Source organism: Microvirga brassicacearum, from assembly GCF_008757455.1.
GTDB classification, from domain to species: domain Bacteria; phylum Pseudomonadota; class Alphaproteobacteria; order Rhizobiales; family Beijerinckiaceae; genus Microvirga; species Microvirga brassicacearum.
Map to the genome: position 1 here is coordinate 81409 of NZ_VCMV01000071.1, position 26511 is coordinate 107919.

Annotated in this window: 21 protein-coding genes; 5 read left to right on the plus strand and 16 right to left on the minus strand. The window is 63.2% G+C overall.

What is annotated here, in order from left to right; translation table 11 throughout:
- Window positions 1–23 precede the first annotated feature (23 nt).
- Entirely contained in the window at window positions 24–839 is an 816-nt protein-coding gene (locus FEZ63_RS22830) for a helix-turn-helix domain-containing protein (RefSeq protein WP_420846324.1), read from the minus strand.
- A 143-nt stretch (window positions 840–982) separates the two neighbouring features.
- Here FEZ63_RS22830 and FEZ63_RS22835 point away from each other — a divergent pair, with 143 nt between their 5' ends.
- Complete coding sequence (locus tag FEZ63_RS22835; RefSeq protein ID WP_201274266.1) at window positions 983–1396, plus strand: hypothetical protein; 414 nt, start codon at window positions 983–985, stop codon at window positions 1394–1396.
- A gap of 54 nt (window positions 1397–1450) precedes the next feature.
- Here FEZ63_RS22835 and FEZ63_RS22840 read toward each other — a convergent pair whose 3' ends face one another.
- The 3 genes from FEZ63_RS22840 to ppdK form a co-directional block, all read right to left on the minus strand.
- Entirely contained in the window at window positions 1451–4204 is a 2754-nt protein-coding gene (locus tag FEZ63_RS22840; protein WP_150949261.1) for a PAS domain-containing hybrid sensor histidine kinase/response regulator, read from the minus strand.
- Window positions 4205–4371: 167 nt separating this feature from the next.
- The gene (locus FEZ63_RS22845) at window positions 4372–4719 is read right to left on the minus strand and encodes a GFA family protein (RefSeq protein WP_150949264.1); all 348 of its coding nucleotides are present in this window, start codon (window positions 4717–4719) and stop codon (window positions 4372–4374) included.
- Window positions 4720–4730: 11 nt separating this feature from the next.
- Entirely contained in the window at window positions 4731–7409 is a 2679-nt protein-coding gene (gene ppdK / locus FEZ63_RS22850; protein WP_150949267.1) for a pyruvate, phosphate dikinase, read from the minus strand.
- A 198-nt stretch (window positions 7410–7607) separates the two neighbouring features.
- Between ppdK and FEZ63_RS22855 the strand changes: the two genes are divergently transcribed.
- Complete coding sequence (locus tag FEZ63_RS22855; RefSeq protein ID WP_150949270.1) at window positions 7608–9380, plus strand: M10 family metallopeptidase C-terminal domain-containing protein; 1773 nt, start codon at window positions 7608–7610, stop codon at window positions 9378–9380.
- Between the two features lie 72 nt (window positions 9381–9452).
- Here FEZ63_RS22855 and FEZ63_RS22860 read toward each other — a convergent pair whose 3' ends face one another.
- From FEZ63_RS22860 to FEZ63_RS22880, 5 genes are all read right to left on the minus strand, one after another.
- Window positions 9453–10103 (minus strand): L,D-transpeptidase, encoded by a 651-nt coding sequence (locus FEZ63_RS22860; protein ID WP_150949273.1) that lies wholly within the window; start codon window positions 10101–10103, stop codon window positions 9453–9455.
- A gap of 185 nt (window positions 10104–10288) precedes the next feature.
- Window positions 10289–12541 carry a glycine--tRNA ligase subunit beta gene (gene glyS, locus FEZ63_RS22865; RefSeq protein ID WP_150949276.1) on the minus strand — a complete coding sequence of 751 codons (2253 nt, stop codon included), beginning with the start codon at window positions 12539–12541 and terminating at the stop codon, window positions 10289–10291.
- Window positions 12542–12558: 17 nt separating this feature from the next.
- Entirely contained in the window at window positions 12559–12993 is a 435-nt protein-coding gene (locus tag FEZ63_RS22870; RefSeq protein WP_150949279.1) for an endonuclease domain-containing protein, read from the minus strand.
- Between the two features lie 149 nt (window positions 12994–13142).
- Window positions 13143–14084, minus strand: a complete 942-nt coding sequence (locus tag FEZ63_RS22875; protein ID WP_150949282.1) for a glycine--tRNA ligase subunit alpha — start codon at window positions 14082–14084, stop codon at window positions 13143–13145.
- Between the two features lie 92 nt (window positions 14085–14176).
- Complete coding sequence (locus FEZ63_RS22880) at window positions 14177–15058, minus strand: S49 family peptidase (RefSeq protein ID WP_150949504.1); 882 nt, start codon at window positions 15056–15058, stop codon at window positions 14177–14179.
- Between the two features lie 174 nt (window positions 15059–15232).
- Here FEZ63_RS22880 and FEZ63_RS22885 point away from each other — a divergent pair, with 174 nt between their 5' ends.
- Entirely contained in the window at window positions 15233–15598 is a 366-nt protein-coding gene (locus FEZ63_RS22885) for a hypothetical protein (protein ID WP_150949286.1), read from the plus strand.
- A 42-nt stretch (window positions 15599–15640) separates the two neighbouring features.
- Here the strand turns inward: FEZ63_RS22885 and FEZ63_RS22890 are convergent, their stop codons facing one another.
- Window positions 15641–16381, minus strand: a complete 741-nt coding sequence (locus tag FEZ63_RS22890; protein ID WP_150949290.1) for a tRNA1(Val) (adenine(37)-N6)-methyltransferase — start codon at window positions 16379–16381, stop codon at window positions 15641–15643.
- Window positions 16378–16599: a putative signal transducing protein gene (locus FEZ63_RS22895; protein ID WP_150949293.1), complete on the minus strand. Its 222-nt coding sequence runs from the start codon at window positions 16597–16599 to the stop codon at window positions 16378–16380. Before FEZ63_RS22895 ends, FEZ63_RS22890 begins: the two co-directional genes overlap by 4 nt.
- Window positions 16600–16712: 113 nt before the next feature.
- Here FEZ63_RS22895 and FEZ63_RS22900 point away from each other — a divergent pair, with 113 nt between their 5' ends.
- The gene (locus FEZ63_RS22900) at window positions 16713–17732 is read left to right on the plus strand and encodes a polyprenyl synthetase family protein (RefSeq protein ID WP_150949296.1); all 1020 of its coding nucleotides are present in this window, start codon (window positions 16713–16715) and stop codon (window positions 17730–17732) included.
- A gap of 16 nt (window positions 17733–17748) precedes the next feature.
- Here FEZ63_RS22900 and FEZ63_RS22905 read toward each other — a convergent pair whose 3' ends face one another.
- The 5 genes from FEZ63_RS22905 to FEZ63_RS22925 all read right to left on the minus strand — a co-directional run bounded on the left by FEZ63_RS22905 (window position 17749) and on the right by FEZ63_RS22925 (window position 25355).
- Window positions 17749–19641 (minus strand): glycoside hydrolase family 113, encoded by a 1893-nt coding sequence (locus FEZ63_RS22905; RefSeq protein ID WP_150949299.1) that lies wholly within the window; start codon window positions 19639–19641, stop codon window positions 17749–17751.
- A gap of 260 nt (window positions 19642–19901) precedes the next feature.
- Window positions 19902–20588, minus strand: a complete 687-nt coding sequence (locus FEZ63_RS22910) for a glutathione S-transferase family protein (protein ID WP_150949302.1) — start codon at window positions 20586–20588, stop codon at window positions 19902–19904.
- Window positions 20589–20657: 69 nt separating this feature from the next.
- Entirely contained in the window at window positions 20658–21527 is an 870-nt protein-coding gene (locus FEZ63_RS22915; RefSeq protein ID WP_150949506.1) for a 4-(cytidine 5'-diphospho)-2-C-methyl-D-erythritol kinase, read from the minus strand.
- Between the two features lie 239 nt (window positions 21528–21766).
- Window positions 21767–23533 carry a tetratricopeptide repeat protein gene (locus tag FEZ63_RS22920; protein ID WP_244622948.1) on the minus strand — a complete coding sequence of 589 codons (1767 nt, stop codon included), beginning with the start codon at window positions 23531–23533 and terminating at the stop codon, window positions 21767–21769.
- 163 nt (window positions 23534–23696) lie between these two features.
- Window positions 23697–25355 (minus strand): electron transfer flavoprotein-ubiquinone oxidoreductase, encoded by a 1659-nt coding sequence (locus FEZ63_RS22925; protein WP_150949305.1) that lies wholly within the window; start codon window positions 25353–25355, stop codon window positions 23697–23699.
- A gap of 238 nt (window positions 25356–25593) precedes the next feature.
- On the opposite strand from FEZ63_RS22925, the gene FEZ63_RS22930 reads away from it, so the two are divergent.
- Window positions 25594–26439 carry a uracil-DNA glycosylase gene (locus FEZ63_RS22930; protein WP_150949308.1) on the plus strand — a complete coding sequence of 282 codons (846 nt, stop codon included), beginning with the start codon at window positions 25594–25596 and terminating at the stop codon, window positions 26437–26439.
- Window positions 26440–26511: the final 72 nt, after the last annotated feature.

Here is a 26511-nt window from a genome sequence, read left to right on the forward strand (position 1 = left end):
GGTTGATGGCGGGTTAAGAGCGCTCAGCCTTCTGCGCCGCGCCTTTCCGCCATGGTGCGAAGAATCGCCGCGGTGTCGGAATCGGCGGGGAAGAACGCCTCGATCGCAAGCTCGGAGAGCGTCACGTCAACGGGCGTGCCAAAGACCGTGGTGGTGCTGAACAGCGTCAGCGTGCCGTCCGGTGTGGCAAGCTGCAAAGGCACGAGGACGCCCGCATAATCCTGCCGCGCGGTGGGTTGGTGCTTCCGGCCCGATGGCGTCGGATAAGCCCGCAATTCGTCCATCAGCTTCATGAGCACGGCGTCGGCCGTCACGTCGACCTGATGATGCAGGCGGGCGAGAAGATGATCGCGCCACTCTCCAAAATTGACGATGCGGGGTGCGAGCCCGCCCGGATGCAGGCTCAGCCGCAACACGTTCACCGGAGGCTTCAACAGCGCCGGATCGACGCTGCCGACCAGCGGCATCAAGGCCGCGTTGGCGGTGACCAGCGACCAGTGACGATCGACGGCGAGCGCCGGATAGGGCTCGTGCCCTTTCAGCACCAGATCCACCGCCTGACGCGCGGCATCGAGCGCCGGATCGTCGAGAGAGCGTTGCGAATAGACCGGCGCAAACCCGGCCGAGACCAGCAGCACGTTGCGTTCCCGCAGCGGGACCTCCAGTTGCTCGGCCAGATGCAGCACCATCTCGCGGCTCGGCTGCGAACGTCCGGTTTCGAGAAAGCTCAGATGGCGCGTGGAGATATCGGCCTCGAGGGCGAGGTCCATCTGGCTCATGCGCCGACGCTGACGCCAATCGCGCAGGTGGTCACCGATCGTCGAAGTCATGTTCATCATGCGGCAACATTAGCGCAGACCGAAGGTAGGTTCCATGACCCGCGAGGTAATCGACCCACGTCCCGCAACCGACAATGATCGACGCAAGGTCAGCAACGCCAAGCGACGCGGACCGCGAGCCACCGATCAACAGGAGCGATATCATGACCATCTCCCCTTCCCCCTTCCTCCGTCAGGCCCTCCTCGCCGACGCCGTCACCAGCACCGCCTGTGGAGTACTGATGCTGCTGGCAGCAGGCCCGCTGGCGGGCATGTTAGGATTGCCCGAGGCCTTACTGCGCATTGCCGGCGCCGTGCTGCTGCCGTTTGCAGCGCTGGTCGCCTATCTCAGCCTGCGCCCGCGCCTCTCGCGCATCGCCGTGTGGGCAGTCGTGCTCGTGAATGGGCTTTGGGCAGCCGACAGCGTCCTGCTGCTGATGAGCGGCTGGGTGGCGCCCACCGCCGCCGGCTATGTCTTCGTGCTGGCACAGGCTGCCGTCGTTCTGATGTACGCGGAACTGCAATTCATGGGCCTGCGCCGCTCGGACACCTTGCGGTCGGAGACGATACGGACCTGAAAACCTCTGCCAAACGTTCAACGGCCGGAAGTCATTTCCGGCCGTTCTTGCGTCTCAACCGTGAATCATATGTTCGACTTTCGTGGCAAGCGCGTTGCCCGAAAACGGTTTTGCGATGACCTCCATGTGAGGGCCAAGAAATCCGTTCAGCAAAAGCGTGTTCTCCACATAGCCGGTCATGAAAAGGATCTTGAGATCCGCGCGTCGTTCTCGTGCGGCATCGGCGAGCTGGCGTCCATTCATTCCGGGAAGGCCGACATCCGTCAGGAGAAGATCGATGGTCTGCTCGGCTTGAAGGATCGCCAGGGCCGAGGCTCCGTCCTCCGCCTGGAGCACGCGATAGCCGAACTCACCAAGCATATCGATTACGAGTTCGCGCACGACGGGCTCATCCTCGACCACCAGCACGATTTCCTTTGCCTTCGCGCGCGGCCTCGTCGTCGAGGATGGCGATCCATGATCGGGCGCCGCCTCGCCCCGATAGCGCGGCAGGTAGATCCTCACCGTCGTACCGACACCGGATTCCGACTCGATGGTCACGTGTCCACCCGATTGCTTGACGAAGCCATACACCATGGAGAGGCCGAGGCCGGTGCCCTGGCCGATCGGCTTCGTCGTGAAGAAGGGTTCGAACGCCCGCTCGATCACGTCCTTCGGCATCCCCGCGCCATTGTCGGTGACCGACAGCATCACATACTCGCCGGGAGACAGATCGCGCTGCGTCGAAGGGGACGGCTCGTCCACTTGAACATTCTCGCACGCGATGACGATCCCGCCGCCACTGCTCATGGAATCGCGAGCGTTGATCATCAGGTTGAGAAGTGCGCTTTCAAGCTGGTTCGGATCGCACAAGGTCAACCAGAGATCGCGCGGTGCCGCCACGTCCACGCGAATCGCCTCGGTCATCGTGCGCCGGAAAAGCTCGTCCATCGAAGCAACCAGTTCGTTGGCATCGACGGGCCGCGGATCGAGCGGCTGGCGTCGTGAGAAAGCCAGCAGCCGATGGGTGAGTGCCGCCGCCCGATGAGCGGACGCCATGGCGGCATCGATGTAGCGGCCGGTCTCGCCGATACGCCCCTGCGCGATCCGTGTGCCCAGAAGATCGAGGCTGCCGATGACGCCGGTCAGGAGATTGTTGAAGTCGTGCGCGATGCCGCCGGTCAATTGTCCGACGGCTTCCATCTTCTGCGATTGACGGAGCGCCTCCTCGGTTCGCTGCAGGGCGTCGGCCGCCACCTTCTCGGCCGTGATGTCGCGCCCGACTGCGTGAATGAATTGTTCGCCGGGCACCGCTTTCCACGCGATCCAGCGATAGGTACCGTCCCGATGGCGGAGTTGGATGGGTCCATTGCAGCCGACGACGCCATTCGCGATGTCGGCAATGTCGGCCGCAACCAGTTGGCGCCCCTCCGGATGCACCAGGTCGAGAAATGATCTGCCCTGCAGGTCCGCATCGGGCCAGTCCAGAACCAACTGCCATGCCGGGTTGGTGGTAAGGATCGTGCCATCGAGGTCGGTCACCAGCATGAGATCGGTGGCGAGTCGCCACATGCGCTCGCGATCGCGCGTGCTTTCCTCGACCCGCTCCTCCAACGTGGAATTAAGCCGCGCAAGTTCGCTTGCGGCTGCTTTCTCCTCGTGGATATCGGTGTTGGTGCCGATCCAGCGGATCACTTCCCCATCCGCATTGCGAACCGGCACGCCCTTGGCGAGGAACCAGCGATAGGAATCGTCCTTTTGCCTGCGCAGGCGGATCTCGCGTTCGAAGACGGAGCCTCCCCGTTGGGCCTGCCGCCAGGCCGCCGCAATAGAATCGTAATCGTCCGGATCGAGAACCCGACCCCACGCGCCGTCATGGAGATCTTCCACTGTCATGCCGGTGTATTCACCAAACCGCCCGTTGAACCATTCGATTTTTCCGTCCGGGCCCGCTTCCCAGACCAGATGCGGGACGGCTTCCACGAGCGCGCGGAACCGTTCCTCGCCTGCCCGCAACGCCGCTTCGGACGATTTGCGGTCCGTCACGTCGCGATAGAAACTGACGATGCCGCCGAGAACCGGGCAGATGCGCAATTCAAGCCAGCGATCCTTGCCGAAGCCGAGATAGCGACGTTCCATCGATATCTGGACCTGCTCGTCGAGGCACTTGCGGTACGCGCCTTCAAGAACCGAACCGGCCGACGTGGGCCAGGCCTCCCAATGAGTCTTGCCGAGGATCTCGTGTTCCTCGCGGCCATCGTATTTGAGGGCCGCCGCGTTCATCTTGACGACGCGGAAATCGTTGTCGAACGCGACGAAACCGTCGCCCAGCACGTCGAGAATGCTTTCGGCCCGCGCTTGGCCTGCCCGCAGCAGAGCCTCCGATCGGACTTGCTCGCTCACGTCGATTCCGTGAAGCGCGAGGGCGACGATACGGCCCTCGGGGCACAGCATCGGCTGCACAACGAAATCGACAAACATTTCGCACTGCGCTCCGGACGGCGTGATCGGAACCCGCCGTGCGTGACACGCCCCTCCCGTGGCGGATGCCTGGCGGATCTGATCTCCCAGCCGTTCCAGAGTCCCTATTCGCGTCTCCCGGAACACCCTCCCGGTGAGCGTGCAGGCGGCAAGCTGCTGGATGGCATCGTTGGCGAAGGAGATCACCCCCTCGGGCATTCTGATGACGCAGAGAAAACCGGGTAATTGCTTCAACAGCGCCAGCGCGTCGAGAGGCTGACGCTCGAGGACGGACGCGGCCGCCCCGTCGGCAGCGCGAGGATCCGCTCTCCTGAGATTGTCGTTCGTGACGCCCAAGCTCTCAAGCATGTCGATCTTTCAGGCAACGGCTCCCGGGGTGCCACGGACGGCCCGCGCGACGGGTCGCTCCCTGACCTAACGGTAAGACACGTCATCATAATCGATGTAACGTTGCGTTTCAATGGTTCGATCGAGCTATCGGGCCGTGCCGTGCCTTTCGGCCGCCGCCGGCGCGTCTAGAAGCTGCGGCCGTCCACCGGCACCGGCTTTACCGCAGACAGATCGACGGTTTCGAGACAGCGCACGTTGATGGCGGCGGTTGCCTCGCCGGTGGGCTTCTTGCCTTCAGAGAACGGCGCGCAGCCGCAGGTGGCGCAAAAGCGATGCGCGATCCTGTGCGTGTTGAACGTATAGGTGACGAGGTCGTCCTCGCCACGGATCACATCGAGCGCCTCGCGCGGCACGAAAGCCAGGAGGTAACCCTTCCGGCTGCAATGCGAGCAGTTGCAGGACATTACCTGTTCGAGATCCGTCTCGACCTCGAACGCGACCTTGCCGCAATGGCACGATCCTTTGTGCAGCATAAAATTTCTCCTCAGGCCTGACTCGCAGCCTTGTCGCCGAGCGCGGCCTGCGCTGCCGCCAGACGTGCGATGGGGACGCGATAGGGCGAGCACGAGACGTAATCGAGACCGATCTCGTTGCAGAAATGAATGGAAGCCGGGTCGCCGCCATGCTCGCCGCAGATTCCGAGCTTGATGTCCTGACGGACCTGTCTGCCACGTTCGACGGCGATCTGGATCAACTCGCCGACGCCTTCCTGATCGATGGTGACGAAGGGATCGGCTGCGAGAATTCCCTTCTGCGTGTAGGAGCCGAGGAACGACGCGGCGTCGTCGCGCGAGATGCCCAAAGCCGTCTGCGTCAGGTCGTTGGTGCCGAACGAGAAGAACTCGGCCGATTCGGCGATATCGCCCGCACGCAACGCGGCACGCGGCAATTCGATCATGGTGCCGACCTGATACTCGACCGTAACGCCCGTTTCTTTCGCGACCGCCGCCGCCATCGCGTCGATGCGCGCGCGCACGAGATCGAGTTCGGCCTTCGTCATCACCAGCGGCACCATGATTTCCGGCACGACCGGCTCACCGCTCGCACGGCCCGCCTCGACCGCGGCCTCGAAGATAGCGCGCGCCTGCATCTCGGCGATTTCCGGATACGCGATCGCAAGCCGCACACCGCGGAACCCGAGCATGGGGTTGAACTCATGCAGTTCGGCCGCGCGCCGCTTCAGCTTTTCGACCGATGCATTCATCGCCTTCGCGACTTCCTCCATCTCCGCTTCCGAGTGGGGCAGGAATTCGTGCAATGGCGGATCCAGCAGGCGGATCGTCACGGGAAGGCCGTGCATGATCTTGAACAGTTCGGCGAAATCCTTGCGCTGCATCGGCAGCAATTTCGCAAGCGCCGCGCGCCGTCCTTTCTCGTCGTCGGAGAGAATCATCTCACGCACGGCGACGATGCGATCGCCCTCGAAGAACATGTGCTCGGTGCGGCAGAGGCCGATGCCCTCGGCGCCGAAATTGCGCGCCGTCTCGGCGTCGAGCGGAGTTTCGGCATTCGCCCGCACTTTCATGCGCCGTACCTTGTCGGCCCACCCCATGAGTGTCGCGAACTCGCCGGACAATTCGGGCTCGAGCATCCGCACCTGGCCGAGCAGCACCTGGCCGCTGCCGCCATCCACGGTGATGACGTCGCCCTTCCTGAGGGTTTCGCCGGCAACCGTCAGCGTCTGCGCAGCGTAATCGACGCGGATCGAACCGGCACCGGAAACGCACGGTTTGCCCATGCCGCGCGCAACGACCGCGGCGTGCGAGGTCATGCCGCCGCGTGTGGTGAGAATACCCTCGGCCGCATGCATGCCGTGGATGTCTTCCGGCGAGGTCTCGACGCGAACGAGAATGACCTTGCGGCCGGCTTTCCGCGCCGCCTCGGCGTCGTCCGAGTTGAACACGATCTCGCCGCAGGCCGCACCGGGCGACGCCGGCAGCCCCGACGCGATGATCTTGCGGTCGGCTTTCGGGTCGATCATCGGATGCAGCAACTGGTCGAGGGCCGATGGCTCGACGCGCATGATCGCCTCTTCGTCGGAGATCAGGCCTTCGCTGGCGAGTTCCACGGCGATGCGCAAGGCGGCTTTGGCGGTGCGTTTGCCGTTGCGCGTCTGGAGCATCCAGAGCTTGCCGGTCTCGACCGTGAATTCCATGTCCTGCATGTCACGGTAGTGCTTTTCGAGAATGCCGTAGATGCGCACGAGTTCGTTGTAGGCAGCGGGCATCGCCCGTTCCATCGACGGCCTGTCGGAGCCGGAGGCGATGCGCGCGCGCTCGGTGATGTCCTGCGGCGTGCGGATGCCCGCCACCACGTCCTCGCCCTGAGCGTTGATAAGAAACTCGCCGTAAAGCTCACGCTCGCCTGTCGACGGATTGCGCGTGAAGGCAACGCCGGTGGCAGAGGTTTCGCCCATATTGCCGAACACCATCGCCTGCACATTCACCGCCGTGCCCCAGCTCGCGGGGATAGCGTGAAGCTCGCGGTACTTGATGGCGCGGTTGTTCATCCACGATCCGAACACCGCCCCGATGGCGCCCCACAATTGCTCCTGCGGGTCCTGCGGAAACGGGCGACCGAGCTGCTTCTCGACGATCGCCATATATTGCGGGATCAACGCTTTCCAGTCATCCGCCGTCACATCGGTGTCGAGCGTATAGCCGCGACGATCCTTGTAGGCGTCGAGCGCTTCCTCGAAATGATGATGCTCGATGTCCAGCACCACGTTGGAATACATGGTGATGAAGCGGCGGTAGCTGTCATAGGCGAACCGCTCGTCGCCAGCGCCCTTGGCGAGCGCCGCGACGGTGATGTCGTTGAGCCCGAGATTGAGCACCGTATCCATCATGCCCGGCATCGACGCGCGGGCTCCGGAACGGACGGAGACCAGCAGTGGATTTTGCGCATCGCCGAAGGTGCGGCCGGTGAGCTTGCCCACGTGCTCGAGTGCTTTATCGAGCTGGGTCTTCAGTTCCGGCGGATAGGAATTGTCGTGATCGTAGTAATAGGTGCAGACTTCTGTGGTGATCGTAAACCCGGGCGGGACCGGCAGCCCGAGATTCGACATTTCAGCGAGGTTGGCGCCCTTGCCGCCGAGCAGGTTCTTCAAACCCGCCTCTCCCTCAGCCTTACCATCACCGAAAGCATACACCCATTGCGTCATCGAAAGACCCTTTGGCTAGACGTACCCTGCTCATACGCAGGTGCTGGCTTGAAGCATACGCCGCCAAAACGCAACCTGAACGGCCGAGGTTCCCCGAGAGCGTGACCGCCGGCAGCCGCGATCCCCCGGAAACGATTGCGGAAAAGGAGGATCGTGATAAATATGAAATGATATATCTTTAAATATGCTGAGGGCATCATGGCCGCACCGCGTCAAATCAACACCGCCGAAACCGTCACCGTTACGCTGACGGGCAACGACTCGGATCTGACCGTGAACGCCGCGGTGACGGTGGCCGACCCGCTTTCCGACGGCATTACGGCAACCGCAGGCGCCGGCGGCCTGATCACCCTCAACGCGTCGGTCACCGGTTACGAGGGTATCCGCAGCGAAGCGACAACGGCGATTTACAGCGTCGCGATCGCGGCAGGAACCACCCTCAAGGGAACGACTGGCTCAGGGGTCAAGTTCGACATCGGCGGAAGCCAGATCACCAATAGCGGGCGGATCGAGGCGGCGCAGAGTGGCGTCAGCATCACCGGTGACGGTGGGAACGGTGTCGTCAATTCGGGTGTGATTGTCGCCGACGCCGGAATCGATCTCAGAGGAGACGATAACTTCATCGGAAATTTGGGCAGCATCCACGGGACGACGACCGGGATCGTTCTGTTTGGCACCGCAAACGATATCGAGAATTTCGGGACCATCGGCTCGGCCGGCACCGCAATCGCCATCTTTGGCAGCGGCGACAATAATATTGGTAATTATATCGGCGGAGTGATCGCCGGTGGACTGAACGCGCTTGCGATCGGCGGCGGCGGCGGGATCGAGCACGTGGTCAATCAGGGCACGATCACCGGCAATATCGCACTCAAGGGAGGAAATGATTATCTCGACACCCGCGTCGGCACAATTGCGGGCGAGATCGATCTCGGCCTGGGCGACGACACCTTCCTCGGCGGCGGCGGAAACAATTGGGTTCTGGGTGGCGGCGGAGACGATGTGATCACCGCCGGTTCTGGCTTCACCGGAGCGATCTTCTCCGGCGCCCGCGCCGACTACAATGTCGTCAAGAACCCCGACGGCACGCTCACCGTGACGTCCACGGCAGACGGCGTCGATCAACTGAAAGGCGTGCGCCTGGGACGTTTCAGCGATGGCACCTTCGCGCTGGTCAATACCGCTCCTGACAACATCACCCTCTCGAAGAACGCAGCGGCGGCGGACACAATGGTGGGTAGCGTTGTCGCGTCACTTGCAGGTGACGATGCGGATGGGGACGCGATCACCTACCAGCTGGTGGGCAATGCGGGTGGGATTTTTACTCTGAACGGCGCCAATCTGATTCTTAGCACGCGCCTGGATTTTCAACCGAAACCTGAGCACACGATCACCATCAAGGCGACCGATCCCTGGGGCGGTGAGACCTTGAAAACCTTCACCATCACGGTGACCGCTGCGAGTGTGCCCCCTGTCGTCGGGGCCCCTGCGGTTCCGCTGGTTTTGACAGGCACTTCAAGGGCCGACGTCCTGCGAGGCGAGTCTCTCAACGACATCCTCTATGGGCTTGCGGCAAACGACAGGCTGTTCGGTGAGGCCGGCAATGACCGGCTCTTCGGCGGCACCGGCAAGGACATTCTCTCCGGCGGCGCCGGCAATGACATCTTCGTGTTCGATACCAGGCCCAACAAGAAAACCAATCTCGACCGCATCGTCGATTTCTCGGTCGCCGAGGACACCATCCATCTGTCGAAGAAGGTGTTCAAAAAGATCACTAAAAAGGGCGTGCTGACGAAGAGCGCCTTCTGGTCCGGCGACAAGGCGCACGATGCGAACGATCGGGTGATCTACAACAAGAAGACCGGCGCATTGTTCTATGACAGCGACGGATCGGGCCAGACCGCCGCGGTGCAGATCGCGACCCTGTCGAAGAGGCTCAAGATGAACGCGCTCGACTTTTTCGTCGTGTGACGAGACGGGGAAGCCACAAACAAGAAGGCCGGGCATTCACCCGGCCTTCTTCAGTTCCACAGACCGTCAAATTCAGACGCGATGACGCCCGTTGCGCTTGACATACACCGTGGTGCCGACGGGAACGCGGTCGTAGAGATCGGCCACGTCCTCGTTCAGCATGCGCACGCAACCGGAGGAGACCTGTTCGCCGATGCTCCAGGGTTCGTTGGTGCCGTGGATGCGGAACAGGGTGTCGCCGCCGTTCTGGTAAAGGTAGAGTGCGCGCGCGCCGAGCGGGTTGTCGAGGCCGGCTTCGCGGTAGCTCGGCAGGTCCGGCTTGATGCGCACCATGGTCTTGGTGGGCGACCATGCGGGCCAGACGCCCTTGCGGCCGACGGAGGCGACGCCCTTCCACGAAAAGCCCTGCTTGCCGACGCCGACGCCGTAGCGGATCGCCTTCTGGTCCGGCTGGACGAGGTAGAGATGCTTGTCGTCGATATCGACGACGATCGAACCGGGCTTCTCCATGCCTTTGTATTCGACCACCTGCCGCGCATATTGCGGCTCCATCTTGCGGCGGTCCACGATCGGGATGTTGAACGGCTTGTCCTCGACCGCGCCCACATACCAGCCCGCATAGGGGTCTGCCGAGGCCACGGATTGAGGCGGCATTTGCGCGGTCTGGCAGGCTGCGAGCGACGCGCCCATGAGACCGAGAACGAGAAAGCGGCGGACGATCATCTTTTATCCTGGCATGATCCGGAGAATTAGGCACCGGTTCGCCGCGCGTTCAAGCGACGAAACAAACGTTGGAAGCTGGTTCGGCCCCGAACCGGAATCTCGCGGTAACGGAGTTGCCATCTGCCTATCGCGAAGCGGCCCGCATGGCTGTGACCGCGGCGCAACAGGTTTGAGGAATGTCGTCTCTATCCGGCGATGCGGGAGAAATCTGCGACATTGTGCATCGTCTCGCGAATGGCGTTGAGCAGCCGTAAGCGGTTCTCGCGCAGCTCGGAATCCTCCGCATTGACCGTCACCTTGTCGAAAAAGTCATCGACGGGGGTGCGCAGGGCCGACAAGGCTCGCATGGCGCCTTCGAAATCCTCGGCCTTCACGTATTCGCGAGATTGCTCTGCGGCTTGCTCAAGCGTGGCCATAAGACGCTTTTCCTCAGGCGCGCCGCGTTCTTCGATGATTTGGCGATTCGGCGCGTCCGCATAAGCACGCCCGTCCTTCTTCTCCTCGATGCGCAGGATGTTCGCCGCACGACGATAGCCGGTGAGCAGGTTGGCGCCGTCATCGGTGTCGAGAAAGCGACCGAGCGCCTCGACGCGGCGGACAATCATGAAGAGGTCATCCCATAACCAAGACAGAATTGCGCCATTAACGGCGTTAATTAGATCGTGACGAACACCTCTATCCCGAAGGCTGACTTCCAGACGATCGAAAAAGAAACCTTGAACAAGATCCAGCAAAATTAGTTCTGCTTTTACAGGATCGTCTTCACCAGCACGCCCTTGAGCAGTGAGAATTCTCAGTGCACTCGCACACGCTCCATACAATTCAAACCTAAGTTCATTCTCCAAGGCCAACCAAATGACGCCCAACGCCGCCCGCCGCAACGCATAGGGATCCTTCGATCCCGTCGGCTTCTCATCGATCGCCCAAAAACCCACCAGCGTGTCGATCTTGTCGGCAAGCGCGACCGCCACCGAGACTGGATCGGACGGCACGCGGTCTGACGGTCCGAGCGGCTTGTAGTGCTCTTCGGCCGCGGCTGCGACGCTCGGGTGCTCGCCCTGCAACGTCGCGTAATAGCGCCCCATCAACCCCTGCAATTCGGGAAACTCGCCGACCATTTCGGCCACCAGATCGGCCTTCGCCAGACGGGCCGCACGCTCCGCCAGGTCCGGATCAGCGCCGACGATCGGCGCAAGCTCCTTCGCCAACGCCGCGATGCGCTCCACGCGCTCGTATTGCGTGCCGAGCTTCTCGTGAAAGACGATCGATTTCAGCTTCTCGAGCCGGTCTTCCAGCCGCACCTTCTGGTCCGTCTCCCAAAAGAACTTGGCATCCGATAGCCGCGCGCGCACCACCCGCTCGTTGCCGCCGATGATGGTGGCGCCGCCGTCGCTGGCGACGAGGTTGGAGACGAGCAGGAATTTATTGGAGAGCGCCACAGGCTCTCCTCCCCCTTGTGGGGAGGAGTTGGAGGTGGGGGTGCGAGAGCCAACAGCGGATGAGTCCGGCGCCGACACCCCCACCCTGGCCCTCCCCTCAAGGGGGAGGGAATCAGGCTGGCGCAAAACGAAACATTTCTGATTGGCGCGAATGGTCGTGCGGATCACTTCCGGCGGGATTTCGAGAAAGGCCTCGTCGAAGGAGCCCATCAGCACCACCGGCCATTCGACCAGCCCCGCGACCTCTTCGAGCAGGCCTTCATCCTCCACCAGCTCTAGCCCCTGCGCGAAGGCGAGGTCCTTCGCGTCGTGCAGAATGATGTCCCGGCGCCGGTTCGCATCGAGCACCACGCGGGCGCGCTCCAGCGACGGCGCATAATCGTCGAAGCGCCGCACCTTGATGGCGCCCGGCGCCATGAAGCGATGGCCGTGGGTCACGTCGCCCGACGCGATGCCGTCGACGGAGAAGCGCACCACCTCCGGCTCCTCGGTCTCGGGACCGAAGGTGCAGAGAATGGATTTCAGCGGTCGCACCCAGCGCAGGGCACCGGCCTCCGTCGAGGCAGCACCCGAGCGCATGGATTTCGGCCATGGGAAGGTGCGGATGATGGCGGGGATGATTTCCGCCAGCACATCTTCCGTCGCCCGGCCGGGACGCTCGATCAGCGCCACGTAGAACTCGCCCTTCTTCGGATCGGTGACGATCGTCGCCTCATCGAGCGAGGACAAGCCGGCGCTCTTCAAGAATCCCTGAACGGCGGCCTCGGGCGCCCCGACGCGCGGGCCTTTGCGCTCCTCGCGGACATCCTGGCCTTTCACCGGCAGCCCGACAATGTGGAGCGCCAGCCGGCGCGGGGTCGCATAGGCCTTGGTGCCCTCATAGACGAAACCGCGCTCGACCAGCGCATCCGTCACCAGCCTCAGCAAATCCTCGGCGGCACGGCGCTGCATCCGGGCCGGGATTTCTTCGGAGAAGAGTTCAAGAAGGAGATCGGGCATGGGAAACGCAGCGCCTGTTACTCCCCTCCCCCTTGTGGGGAGGGGCCGGGGGTGGGGGTGTCAGCGCCGGACCCCTGAGGGTTCGCACTGGTTTCAGACGGGGTGTAAAGAGCCGCATGGATCGTGTCGAGTACGACGTCGATCTGCGACAGGACTTCGTGGTTCCAAAATCGCAAGATCCGATATCCTTGCGAGTTCAACCATGCCGTCCGCTCCGCATCCGCTCGCATGCCCTCATCAAGGCCATGCGGCGATCCATCCACCTCGATGATCAGCCCTGCTCGGTGACAAACGAAATCGGCGATGTAGGGTCCGACCGGGGCCTGTTTCCGGAAATGCGTGTCGGCGAGGGGAACGCGGTCGAGATGCCACCACAGACATTTTTCGGCTTCGGTCATGCGCTTGCGGAGGACGCGGGAGAGAGCTGTGTGCGGTTTGCGCGAACGAGACATGAGCTTTAGCGATCCGGCTGGAGTTGGCACCCCCACCCTCCCCACAAGGGGGAGGGAATAGAGTTGCGCTCCCCACCCCGGCGCTTTTCAGCACCGACCCTCCCCGTCAAGGGGAGGGTTGAAGTAGCCTCGTTTCACCCGCTACGCCCTCACGCCACCTCTCCGCCGCCCTCCGTCCGCAGCCACGCCGCCCCGCACGCCTTCGCCAGTTCCCGCACGCGCAGGATATAGCTCTGCCGCTCCGTCACCGAGATCACGCCGCGGGCGTCGAGCAGGTTGAAGACGTGGCTTGCCTTGATGGCCTGGTCGTAGGCGGGAAGGGCCATCAGGTGGCGGTTGTCGTTGGCGCCTTCCTTCGGCTCGCCGTCGGCGAGGTATTTCCGGCACGCGGCCTCGGCGTCGCGGAAATGGCGGAAGAGCATTTCGGTATCGGCGTATTCGAAATTGTGCCGCGAGAATTCCTGCTCGGCCTGTTTGAAAATCTCGCCGTAGGTGACCTTCCGGTCGCCCTCGAGCCCGTTGAAATTGAGGTCGTAGATCGACTCGACGCCCTGCAGGTACATGGCGAGACGCTCGAGGCCATAGGTGAGTTCGCCCGCGACCGGTGAGCACTCGAAGCCAGCGACCTGCTGAAAGTAAGTGAATTGCGACACTTCCATGCCGTCGCACCAGCATTCCCAGCCGAGGCCCCAGGCGCCGAGCGTCGGGCTTTCCCAGTCATCCTCGACGAAACGGATGTCGTGCAGGGCCGTATCGATGCCGATCGCCTCGAGCGACTTCACGTAGAGGTCCTGGATGTCGGGCGGGTTCGGCTTCAGGATGACCTGAAACTGATAATAATGCTGAAGCCGGTTGGGGTTTTCGCCGTAGCGGCCGTCCTTCGGGCGCCGCGAGGGCTGGGCGTAGGCCGCGCGCCAGGGTCTTGGCCCCAAAGCCCGCAAGGTGGTGGCCGGATGAAAGGTGCCGGCGCCCATTTCCATGTCGTAGGGCTGGAGAATGACGCAGCCCTGCTCCGCCCAATAGCGCTGGAGCGTGAGAATCAGCCCCTGAAAGGAGCGCGCAGGGTTCATGTGCGCGGGTTCGCTGGTCATGCTGGAAACCGGAATCGTGATTGAAAATGTCAGCCGAACCCTTGGGATGGGGGCCGGCGCGAGTCAAGTTTTGCCCTGCCCTTTGCCGGCCCTTACAAACCGAGGCGCGACCAGGCCGAGCGCTCTTCCACCGCACCGAGAACTTCAGACGGGTCGAGAAGGCTCGACTGGCCGGCGTCGCGACGCCCCAGCAGGCGGCCGAGCAGCGGCGCGCGGGCGGGCTCGATCATGCGAAGCTGCACCTTGTCGCCGAACCGCTGGCGCAGGATCGAGCGGATATCGCCCAAGCCATCGACGAGACCGAGACTGACGGCTTCCTGCCCCACCCAGAAGGCGCCCGAGAACAGCTCTTCGTTGTCCGTCTGCAGTTTTTCGCCCCGGCGCGAGCGGACGAGGCCTTCGAAAACCTCGTGAATGCTGCGCTGGAGCGCTTTCAGGCGCGCCACGTCCTTCGGATTTTCGGGCTGGAACGGGTCGAGCATCGCCTTGTTGTCGCCGGCGGTGTGAACCCGGCGCTCGATGCCGAAACGCTCGATCAGGCGGTCGAAGCCGAAACTAGCCGACACCACCCCGATCGACCCGACGATGGAGGCGGGATCGGCGTAAATCTCGTCGGCCGCGCAGGCGATCATGTAGCCGCCGGAGGCCGCCGCATCTTCGACGAAGGCGAAAACCGGCAGCTTCTTCTCCTCGGCGAAAGCGCGGATGCGCCGGTAGATCAGATGCGATTGCGCCGCCGATCCCCCCGGGGAATTGATCACGAACGCCACGGCGCTCGCGTTCGGCACCGCGAAGGCGCGCTCCAGCAAGGGCGCCACATTCGCCATGGCAAGCCCCGAGCGCAGCGGCATGACGGCGCCGATCGCGCCGCTGAGGCGCACCACCGGGACGACCGGATGCCGGGTCCGGAAACGGGCCGGAATCAGGAAGTGCAGGCGCTCGGGGAGATAGGCGGAGAGGGGCTTTGCGGACATGGCTTCCATGTAATGCATCGAGCTAAAACTGCGAGTCGAAACAGCCAAGATGAACATACCGCAACGGAATGTCGGGGGCGCATTCAGTTACGATCGCTTAAACAATCAACGCTAGAACAAGGCATGTCGAAACAATATTGCGCACCGACCGCTGCCCGAGTGAGGAGAATTGTGATGCGGAAACTGCTTCTTGGCATTCTTGGTTTTGCGGCTATCGGCTTTGGCGCCGCCGCTTTCCAGCCGGCTGAAGCCCAGCCTTATTATCCGGGCTATCGTGCGGGCCCCATCTCGGTGGAATTCCGAGGCGACCGCGGCTACCGGGACGGCTATCGTCCGGTGGAATACCGGGGTGATCGCGGCTACCGGGGCGATCGCGGCCACCGGTCGGCTTATTATCGGGGCGGTTATCGGGATGGTTACGGCCCGCGCCGTCACGGCTATTACCGCCCGGCCTTCGCCGCGCCGCGCTGCTTCGTGCGCATGGAGCGCGCCTGGAACGGCTGGCGCTGGATCCGGCAGCCGGTTCGCGTCTGTCGCTAAGCTTTTTCGCCGAACGAAGCGGGCGCCTCAGGGCGCCCGTTTTCATGTGAGGAAAGCCTCGCCCCGATGCAAAGCTTCGGATTGCGGCGTGAAGCGCCCTTCGACCGTGTTGAGGATGACCGGCGGCGCGATGGTCAAGGGTGCACGGCTTCCCTTCGTGCCGCCGAGCAGGAAGCGAATCGCCGGCTGATCGGCCTGCGGGTGAACAAAACGCAGTTCAACCCCGCCAAGCCCCCTCGACACGGCCGCAAGGCAATCCGCCAGCCGGTCGGCACGGTGGATCAGGACGAGGCGGCCTTTCGGTTTCAGCAGGTTGAGGCAGGCCGAAAGCCAGGCATCAAGGCCGCCCGCCGGCAGGGCATGCGCCGCCGCCCTGCGCGCGTCCGGCGAGATTCGGGCCTGCCCCTCTTCGAGAAAGGGCGGATTGGTGAGGACCCAATCGGCGCGCTCGGGCTGCAGGCCCGATTGCCGCAGCGACGCCCGATCCAGAACATCCGCGACCGCCACATGCGCCGGCACGCCGTTGGTCTCGCAATTGAACCGGCATAGCCCGGCGAGATCCGGGTCGCGCTCGACGAAGACATAATCCGCATGGGGAACGCGGTTTGCCGCCATGAGACCCACTGCGCCGGTGGCGGCGCCGATATCCAGCACCAGGTCGCCCCGCCGGATTCGCGCCGCGGCCGCCAGCAGGACAGCGTCGGTGCCGGCCCGGTGGCCCTTGGCCGGCTGGCGCAGGTTGACCTTTCCGCCGAGCAGCAGGTCGTCGGTGGTTTCAATCATGAAAGCAATTCGGCCTTGAGCCCGGCTTCGTCAATCAGCCGGCGGGCCTGCGTAACATGATCCGCCGGAACCAGGACCCGGCGCGGGAACGCGCCGATCATGCCTTCGAGCGCGCTCATGTGCAGGTCGGCCACAAAAAACGGGATATTGGCGTTCTCCAACAAGGATTGTAGGAAGCCAAGCAGAACGAGATCGCTCGTGCGGACGATTTCGATCATCGGGCCCCGGTCTCCCTTGCGGCAAGCTTTCGCGTTGCGGCATGGGAATCACCATGCCACGGTAATTTCATATTCCTACCGGCTCACCTTGCCGGCAACCCGGGTTTTCAGGCGTGGGCGTCGTCGTACCATTCGAAGATAAGCATCCCGACAGGAATCCGAGCATCGAAAAGCTCGTGTCGTTGGTGGCAGCCGACATGCAGCGGGTCAACACCATGATCCTGTCGCGCACCGGATCCGACGTGACGATGATCCCCGAGGTGGCAAACCACCTGATCTCGTCGGGCGGCAAGCGCCTGCGTCCGATGCTGACCCTCGCGACCGCCAGCCTCTCGGGCTATGAGGGCGACGGCCACGTGAAGCTCGCGGCCAGCGTCGAGTTCATGCACACCGCCACCCTCCTCCACGACGATGTGGTGGATGAAAGCGACATGCGCCGCGGGAAGATCGCGGCCCGCATCAAATGGGGCAACGAGGCCAGCGTCCTCGTCGGTGACTTTCTTCTCGGCCAGGCTTTCCGCATGATGGTGGAGGTAGGCTCGCTGCGCGCCCTCGATATCCTGTCGGCCGCCGCCACGGTGATTGCCGAAGGCGAGGTCATGCAGCTGGCTGCTGCGAAGAACACCGAGACCACCGAAGACGAGTATCTGGCGGTGATCCGCGGCAAGACCGCGGAGTTGTTCGCGGCCGCCTGCGAAGTCGGTCCCGTCATCGCCAACCGGCCCAAGGCCGAGCAGGCCGCCTGCCGGTCCTACGGGATGAATCTCGGCATCGCTTTCCAGTTGGTGGACGACGCGCTGGATTATGGCGGCACGGCCGCGGCGCTCGGCAAGAATGTCGGCGACGATCTTCGCGAGGGCAAGATCACCCTGCCGGTCGTGCTGTCGTTCCGGCGCGGCTCATTGGAAGAACGCGCGTTCTGGAAGCGCGTGCTCGAACAGGGGGAGGTCGAGGACGGCGATCTTGAGAAGGCCATCGCGATCATGCGCCGGCACCGGGCACTTGAAGACACGGTGGAGCGCGCCCGGCATTACGGCGCCATGGCGCGGGACGCGCTCGCGCTCTTCCCCGATGGCCCGCTCAAGCAGGCGCTCCTCGACACCGTCGATTTCTGCATCGCGCGGGCGCATTGAGGCATCGCCTGCTGCATCAGACGACGAAGAAGTCATTGTAGGTGAGCTTAAGGCCCTTCTTGAGAACGGCGATCTCGACGGCTTTGCCTAAGCCTGAGCCGTCGATGTCGAGGAAAAGCAGGCCCGTCTTCTTGTTGTAGATGAGGTAGTCGTTGCCATCCTTGGCTTTATCAATGCTGAAGAACTTCTTGTTCAGCTTCACCGGCTTGGAAGCCGTGCCCTTGCCGAGCTTCTTGCAGAGCGCATTGTCGATCCAGAGCGTGTCGTCGACCACGTTGAAGTCGGTGATCTTGTCCAGGTTCGTCTTCTTGTTCGGCTTCGTATCGAACACAAAAATATCCTTGCCCGCGGCGCCTGTCAGCACATCCTTGCCGAGCTTGCCATAGAGCTTGTCGTTCCCCACACCGCCGACAAGCTTGTCGGCCCTCCTCGTGCCGATCAGAACTTGGTCCTGCGATCCGGGGCTGCTGTCTGGAACGCTCGCAGGCGGCACGATTCCGTCAGCGAATTGGAACGCTTCGATCCCCGAGACAGTGTCGCGCCCGTCCCCGCCGGTCCGGTTGTCCAGAACCGTGAACGAGCCGTCCTGGTTTTTCGTGACGGTATAGTCTGCGCGCTTGCCGCTGAAGATCGCCCTGTCCTGATCGCCTGCCCCACCATCGAGAACGTCGTTGCCGAACCCGCCGGTCAGAACATCGTTCTCTGCCCCGCCATTGAGCCGGTCGTGCCCGGCGCCGCCCCACAGAATGTCGTTCCCGCCGGCGCCCTCCAGCGTGTCGTTGTGATAGCCGCCATCGAGCTTGTCGACATTGCCCGTGCCGTTCCAGACAAGGCCTGTCACGTGAGCCGGGCTCGAATAATGCGTGGTGACCGTGCCGTTCGCGGGCTTCCACTGTGTGGTGTAGTCCGTCCACGCCACGCCCCGTTCCTCCATCGGGTTTTCGAAGGAATAGTAGCTCCAGAGGAACGACCCGGCGAGCCACTGGCCGCCGTAGTTCTCCATCACCTTGTAGAGCGCGGTGTAGCAATCCACCTGCTCCTGGAGGTCGACGGTGCCGCTGCCGCCGAACACGCCCGGGTCTTTGTTGGCGCCGTCCATGCTCTTGTAGCCGACCTCGGTGAAGATCACCTTCTTGCCGTATTGCTCGGAGAGCGCCTTGTAATATTCGACGACGGATTTGCCCCCGTGCAGAGTGTCTCTGATCCACGGGTTGAAATGCGGCTTGGTCCAGGCATCTACGATCTGATCGACGGTCGGATCATTGACCGTCGAGGATGGGATATAGGCGTCGACGCCGATATAATCGACCTGATCCCAGAAGCCGACATCCTTCACCGTCCCATAGGTGGCCGCGTAAGTGATCTTTCCTGAATAGACGGCGCGCACGGCCTCGATGATTTCCGCCCATTTCTGTGTGTAGGTCTTGCCGTCGCTGCAGACCTTGGTCGGATCGATCATGCTGTCCATCTCGGTGCCGACGCAGAACATCGCTGCGCCTGCCTCCTGCCCCACCTTGGCGTATTCGACCATCATCGCCTTATAGCTGTCGAACCATGCCTTGGGGTCGGTGGGAGCAAGTTCGGCGCGCCAGACGCGATTGTTGGTTTCGAGGTGAGGCTTGAGCACAACGTTGAGGCCGCGCGCCTTGGCGTCGAGAATGGATTGCCTGACCTGCGCAAAGGTGTCGCTCTCGTTGTCCCAGGGATTGTTCGGATCGCCGAGATTCAATGCCACCGAGTTGCTGAATTTATCCGCCTGGAAGAAATTGGGCACGAGGGTGAGGGTGCTGGCGCCGGTCGCCGCAATCTGATCCATGGCCTTATGGCCAGTATCGGTGATCGCTTGTCCGCCCCAATATGAAGGCTGTGTGATGCCTTCCCACTCGAAGATCTGACCGGGGATACTCATGCCTTAGCCCTCTGTTCGCAATGGATGAGCCGAAGCCTATCAGTCGACTCGTATATTAAGTTATAACATTGCATATGGTTCCATTGATTATGTCAAACGGCCTCACTGTCCCAGTGATGCGCCCTCCCGCCTACCCGTCCTCAGGCAGAATCGTGGCGTTTGCCCACCAACCCGGCTGCTATGGCTCGGGCGCCCAGCCGTTGTGGCGGCATGGGCCCGCGAGTGCGCGTTGAAGCAGGATCGAGCGAAGACCTCCAGGCTCAGCCGACGGCGCGGCGATCCTCAAGCCAGGTTCCGGTTGCTTTCGTGTCGGCCTCGTGGCTCGGCTCGCGCGTCGGATCAGCCAATGCGGCCGCTTCCCACTCACGCATGGAAGGCAGCGCCAGGAGGCGCGCCACATAGGCGGCCGAGATTTCGTCGACCTTCAGATTGTAGGTCTGCACGCGAAACGCCACAGGCGCGAAGAACGCATCCACGGCGGTGAATTTTTCGCCCGCGAGGAATGGGCCGCCGAAGCGGGCGAGGCCGTCGTTCCAGAGTTCCTGCAGCCTCGCGATATCCTGGCTCAGGGCAGGCGACATTTCCCACAACTGGACCCGGATGCCGCAATTCATCGGGCAGCGCGAGCGCAGGGTGCCAAAGCCTGAATGCATCTCGGCGGCTGCGCAGCGCGCCCATGCGCGCGCCGCCGCATCTTGCGGCCAAACGCCCGGATGATGCTCAGCCAGATATTCGGTGATCCCCAGCGAATCCCAGACAGTGATGCCGTCGTCGGTCAGGCACGGCACCTGGCCGGTCGGGGAAAACTTGCGGAACGATTGGTAACTCGAACCTTCGGTGAAGAGCACGCCGCGCTCCGTGAACGGAATCCCAAGCTCGCGCATCAGCACCCACGGCCGAAGCGACCAGGACGAATAGTTCTTGTTGGCGATGAAGAGCTCGTACATGGCGGTCCGTCCCGATTCGTTTAGCGACAACAGGTGTCATACGCGAAATCGCCGGACCGGCGAAGGCTGTCAACGCAGCATCGTCGGCTTGACCCACCAATGCGGGCGCACTGCCTGGATCTGCCTTGCCGCCGCCGCCGCCGCATCGGCATCGTCGAACAATCCGAAGACCGTCGCGCCAGATCCGGACATGCGCGCGAGCCGGCAATCCGGCGTCTCGGAGAGCCGACGCAGCACCTCCGTGACGAGCGGCTGCAGGCTGCAGGCAGCGGGCTCAAGGTCGTTGCGCGCATCGCGAAGCGCCGCCACGAGATCCGCAGCGGAGGTCATCGGCCAATCGCTTGCGGTTGGCGATCGGCGAATTTCCCCCGGCGGCAATCCGAGCGCTCGAAAGATCTCCGGGGTCGCCACCGGAACGCCGGGATTGACCAGCACGGCGAACAGACGCGGCAGGCGCAAAACGGGCCCGAGAACTTCGCCCGTGCCGCGCATGACGCGTGCACGCGCTTGCAGGCAGACGAGCACATCGGCCCCCGTCTCGCGCGCGGCATCAACGATGGCCGGATGCGACAGCGGAAGATCGTTCAGCCGCGCGAGCAATCGCAATGCGGCCGCCGCGTCGGACGAGCCGCCGCCGATGCCGGCCGCGACCGGCAAGCGCTTGACGAGATGAAACACGCCGACCTTCACGCCGGGCATCCGTTCCACCAACAGGCGCGCTGCCTTGAGGACGAGATTGTCGGCATCATGTCCCGCCGAGACGGCGGTCGGACCGCTTGTTTGCAATCCGAGCGTCGCCCCCGGCCGCAGGGTCAGGCGATCGCCCGTTCCCGCGAATGCAACGAGGCTGTCGAGCTCGTGATAGCCATCGGCGCGCCGCCCCAGCACATGGAGGCTCAGGTTGATCTTGGCGGGAGCGCGGGTGGCGAGCGGAAGCAGCATGGCCCTTCCATGCCCGAGAGCGGCAGCGTTGGGAAGAGACGCCGTCCAGCCGGATCCTTCGAGATGGTCTGCGGGTCTTGGGGTCGAGCAACACCCCATCAGCCTCATGCTGAGGAAGGCCGAAGGCCTGTCTCGAAGCACGAGGCGCCTGGAGAGACCGCTGGAGGATCCTTCGAGACGCGAGCGTTGCTCGCTCCTCAGGATGAGGCGGAGTGAATTCGCAGCGCCCCCGGGGATTAGGTCGGCGGAGAGACCGGCTTCTCGCCTTCGACGGCGGGTTTGGAATCGTCGAGCCCGTTGTCGATCTTCTTCAGGATCTTGACCAGATCCTCATGCTCGGGGTTCGAATCCTTGGCGTGATTCCACTGGAATTTTGCCTCGAGCTTGCGACCGACCCGCCAATAGGCATCGCCCAGATGGTCGTTGATGACCGGATCGCCGGCCTTCAATTCAACCGCCTTCTCGAGTTCGCGCACCGCTTCGTCGTAGCGGCCCATGCGATAATACGCCCAGCCGAGCGAGTCGATGATCATGCCGTCGCGCGGTGCAAGCTCGACGGCGCGCGTGAGCATCTTGAAGGCCTCGTCGATATTGGTGTTCTGGTCGACCCAAGAATACGCGAGATAGTTCAGAACCTGCGCCTTCCCCTGCGGCAGGGTATCGGGCACGAGTTCCATCGCTGTCTTCAGATCCGCCTCACCCTTCGACCATTGCTTCGCCCGTTCATACGAGGTGCCGCGATAGAAGAAGAGAATCCAGTGGCCGCGATCCGGCGTTCCGATCAGTTCGATCGCCTTGCTGTAGGTCTCGGCGGCTTCCGCGAACTGCTTGCGTGAGCGCTGCACGTTGCCAAGGGCGATGACCACCTCGACGTCCTGCGGACGCTCCTTCATGAGGCGGCTCAAATGTCCTTCGGCCTCGGCGCCACGGCCGAGCATTTCGAGATTCTGGCCGATGGTGATTTCGGCGCTCGGGCGAACCGGTGAATCTTTCGGCACCCGCGCGAAAACCTCATTGGCGCGATCGTATTGCTTCAACCGCTCATAGACATCGCCGAGGGTCACAAGCGCGAGCCCGTGATCGGGATTGAGATCGAGCCCGAGGCGCAGATAGATGATGGCGGTGAGCTCATCGCCTTGCGTGTTGCCGACGACGCCGAGACCGTAGAGAAGCTCCGCCGCGCCATCCTGCGCAGACGTCACCACCGGCGCCAGGGGCTTGCCGCTTTTGAGGGTTTCCATGGCGGCGCGCACAACGGGGTGCCGCGGCAGGGCATCGTCGAAGGTCTTGTAGAGCGCCAGCGCCTCATCGCGCCGGCCGCGCTTTGCGAGGAACCGCGCATAGGCATCGACGACCTGGAGCGTGTTGCGTTCGCCGTCATAGGCCGCCTTGAAGCGCTTTTCGGCCTCGGCCGAATTGCCGACCACGTCGGAAATCAGCGCTGCGTGATATTCGCGAAACTGATTGAAGGCGCGCTCGCTTTTGAGACGGTCGACGGTCGCCAATGCGCGCTTGCCGTCTTTCGACCCCGCATAGGCCCAGGCCGTCAACAGCGTTGCGGTCAGGTCCAACTGCCGATCGCGCTTTCCGCCCGCAATCTTGGCGCGGGCATCGCCATAATGGCGCTCTTTCAAATCGCGAACGGCAAGCGCGAATTGCGCCAGATTGTTGGAGGGATCGCGGGCGGCGAGGCGTTCGGCTGCGCGATACGCTTCATTCATCGAGCCATTGCCGAGAAAGGCCACGAAGCCGCGCTCCAGCAATTCCTGATTGCGCGGATCCTCCTGGATGGCCTCGCGGAAGAAAACGGTCGCGGCAGCCGTATCGCGCGCCGAGCCCGCAATGTAGGCGGCCAGGAAATTTCCCTCCAGGCTTGCGGCCGGCCGGATCGTTTCGGCCGGATCGGTGCTCGCGGCATTTGCGGGAGCGGCAGCGAACCCGACCATCGAGAGCGCGAGAACAGACAGGCCTTTGCGGGCCAAAGGCAAAATAAAGGTTGGCACTAAACGCGGCTCCACTGATCGCAGCATCCCGGCACGAGATGTGCGCCAAATCAGGCCGGAGAATGGCGGTTCCCGGCCAAGGGGGCAAGGGGCGGCGCCCTTGCGGTCAAGCTCTCGTGATGCGGCGGCCCGATCCTGAGCGCCGCGCCACGCAACGATTTTCTCACATGTTGACGTAATTCGGGCCGCCCCCGCCTTCCGGCGTGACCCAGTTGATGTTCTGGTTGGGGTCTTTGATGTCGCAGGTCTTGCAGTGGACGCAGTTCTGCGCGTTGATCACGAAGCGCGGCGCATCGGCCTCCACCCATTCGTAGACCGCAGCCGGGCAGTAATATTGCGAGGGGCCGCCGTAGACGTCGAGTTCGGAGGCCTTCTGCAGCGCCATGTCATTCACCTTCAGGTGAATCGGCTGATCTTCCTCGTGATTGGTGTTCGAGAGAAACACCGAGGAGAGCCGGTCGAAGGTGAGAACGCCGTCTGGCCGCGGATATTTGATCGGCGCGACCTCGGAAATGGGCTTGAGCGTCTCGAAATCGGCCTTGCCGTGCTTCATGGTGCCGAAAAACGACCAGCCGAGAAGCTCGTTCGTCCACATGTCGAAGCCGCCAAGGGCGGTTCCGACCATCGTGCCGAATTTCGACAGGAACGGCTTCACGTTCCGAACGCGCTTGAGATCCCGGCCGATGGCGGACGAGCGCCAGGAATTCTCGTACTCCGTGACTTCGTCGTGCTGGCGTCCGACCGCAATGGCCGCAAACACATGATCGGCGCAGAGGATACCGGACAGAATCGCGTTGTGGCTGCCCTTGATGCGCGGCACGTTCACGAAGCCGGCCGAATCGCCCACGAGGCAGCCGCCGGGGAAGACGAGTTTCGGCACCGATTGCCAGCCGCCCTCGACAATGGCGCGACCGCCATAACCGATGCGCTTGGCTCCCTCGAAGGTGTCGCGGATCATCGGGTGGGTCTTGAAGCGCTGCAGCTCTTCAAACGGCGACAGGGTCGGGTTCTTGTAGTTCAAGTGCACCACGAAACCGACCGACACCAGATTATCGTCGAAATGATAGAGCCAGGAGCCGCCGCCGGTATCGTTCGACAGCGGCCAGCCCATGGAGTGACGGACGAGGCCGGGCCGATGCCGGGCGGGATCCACCTGCCAGATTTCCTTGACGCCGAGGCCGTATTTCTGGTGATCGCGGCCGTTGGCGAGATCGAACCGGCGGATCAGCTGCTTGGACAGGCTGCCGCGCGAGCCTTCGGCGAAGATCGTGTATTTGGCGCGAAGTTCCATGCCGCGGGTGAAGCTGGCATTGGGCTCGCCCTCGCGGCCGATGCCCATGTCGCCGGTCGCGATGCCGACGATCCGGCCATCCTCTTCGAGAAATTCGGCGGCCGGGAAGCCGGGATAGATTTCAACCCCGAGCTCTTCGGCCTTGCGGCCGAGATAGCGTGCCACGTTGCCGAGCGAACCAATGAAATTGCCGTGGTTGTTCATGAGTTTCGGCATGAACAGATTGGGCAGGCGCACGCCGCCGGCCGGGCCGAGATAGAGAAATTGATCCTCCGTCACCTCGGTCGTGAGGGGCCGGTCACCGTCATTGCGCCATTCCGGCAGCAGCTGGTCGAGGCCGCAGGGGTCGATCACCGCTCCCGAGAGGATGTGCGCGCCGATCTCCGAGCCTTTTTCGACCACGACGACCGAGACGTCGCCGCCCTTCCCGGCTGCTTCCTGCTTGAGCCGGATCGCCGCAGCGAGGCCCGCTGGACCGCCGCCGACGATCACGACGTCGAATTCCATCGATTCACGGGCGGGCAGATCCATTATTGTTCTCCTGGCGCATGATCCGGCGAGCGATCACGCGGTTAAGCACCATCCCGAGGTCCGACAATCCGGACCACGGCGCTCATTGTTTACCTATGAACAAGTCGGCCGCACTCCTCAACCTCCCGCTTGGGAAGTTTTGAACGGTTCCATTTGACCCAAACCGCCCCTGACGCAAGACCGGCCTCCGGAATAATGCCGAGTTGTCCACGTGGCGCGGCCGGCTTACATACGATCCATGCAGGACCAGCCCCTCGACCGCGACGCGCTCCACGCGATCCTCGATTTCCATATCGAGGCGGGGGTCGACATCGCACTCGACGAAGTGCCGCATAACCGGTTCGCCGAGGCTGCGGTCCCCGCACCGGCGCGCAATCCCGAGCCCGCTTCCGAGCGGCCCGAGCCCGCGGCTCTCGCCTCGCCGGAGCCGTCGCGCCCGCCCCGTCCGCTGCCGGCGCTTGCCGCCTTGGCCCCCGAGGAAGCAGCGTCCCTTGCCCGAGAGCATGCTCGCGATGCGACCTCGCTGGAGGCGCTTGAAGCGATCCTGCAGAGCTTCGACGGCTGTGCGCTGAAATTCAGCGCCAAGAACCTGGTCTTCTGCGACGGCAACCCGCAAAGCCGCGTTATGCTCATCGGCGAGGCGCCCGGCGGCGACGAGGACCGGATCGGCAAGCCGTTCATGGGCCGTTCCGGCCAGTTGCTCGATCGGATGCTCGCGGCTATCGGCCTCGACCGGACCCAGGTCTATATCGCCAATATCGTGCCGTGGCGTCCTCCTGGAAACCGCACGCCGACGCCGCAGGAAGTCGCGATCTGCAAGCCCTTCATCGCCCGCCAGATCGAATTGGCGAGCCCCGAATTCCTGCTCTGCCTCGGTGGGCCCTCGACCCAGAACCTGCTTGAGACCAAGGAGGGGATCCTGCGCGCCCGCGGCCGCTGGCTCACCTACAAGACCGGCGACGGTCGCGCGATCCGCACGCTGCCGACCCTGCATCCGGCCTATCTGCTGCGCCAGCCTCTGCAGAAACGGCTTGGCTGGCGGGATTTCCAGAGCTTGCGCCGGGCCCTCGACGGGCGCGAATAAGCGGGCTCTTTTGGTCGCGACGGAACTTGCTTATACGCTCCAGCTTATAAGAATGCAGCGGCGTGCCGCGAT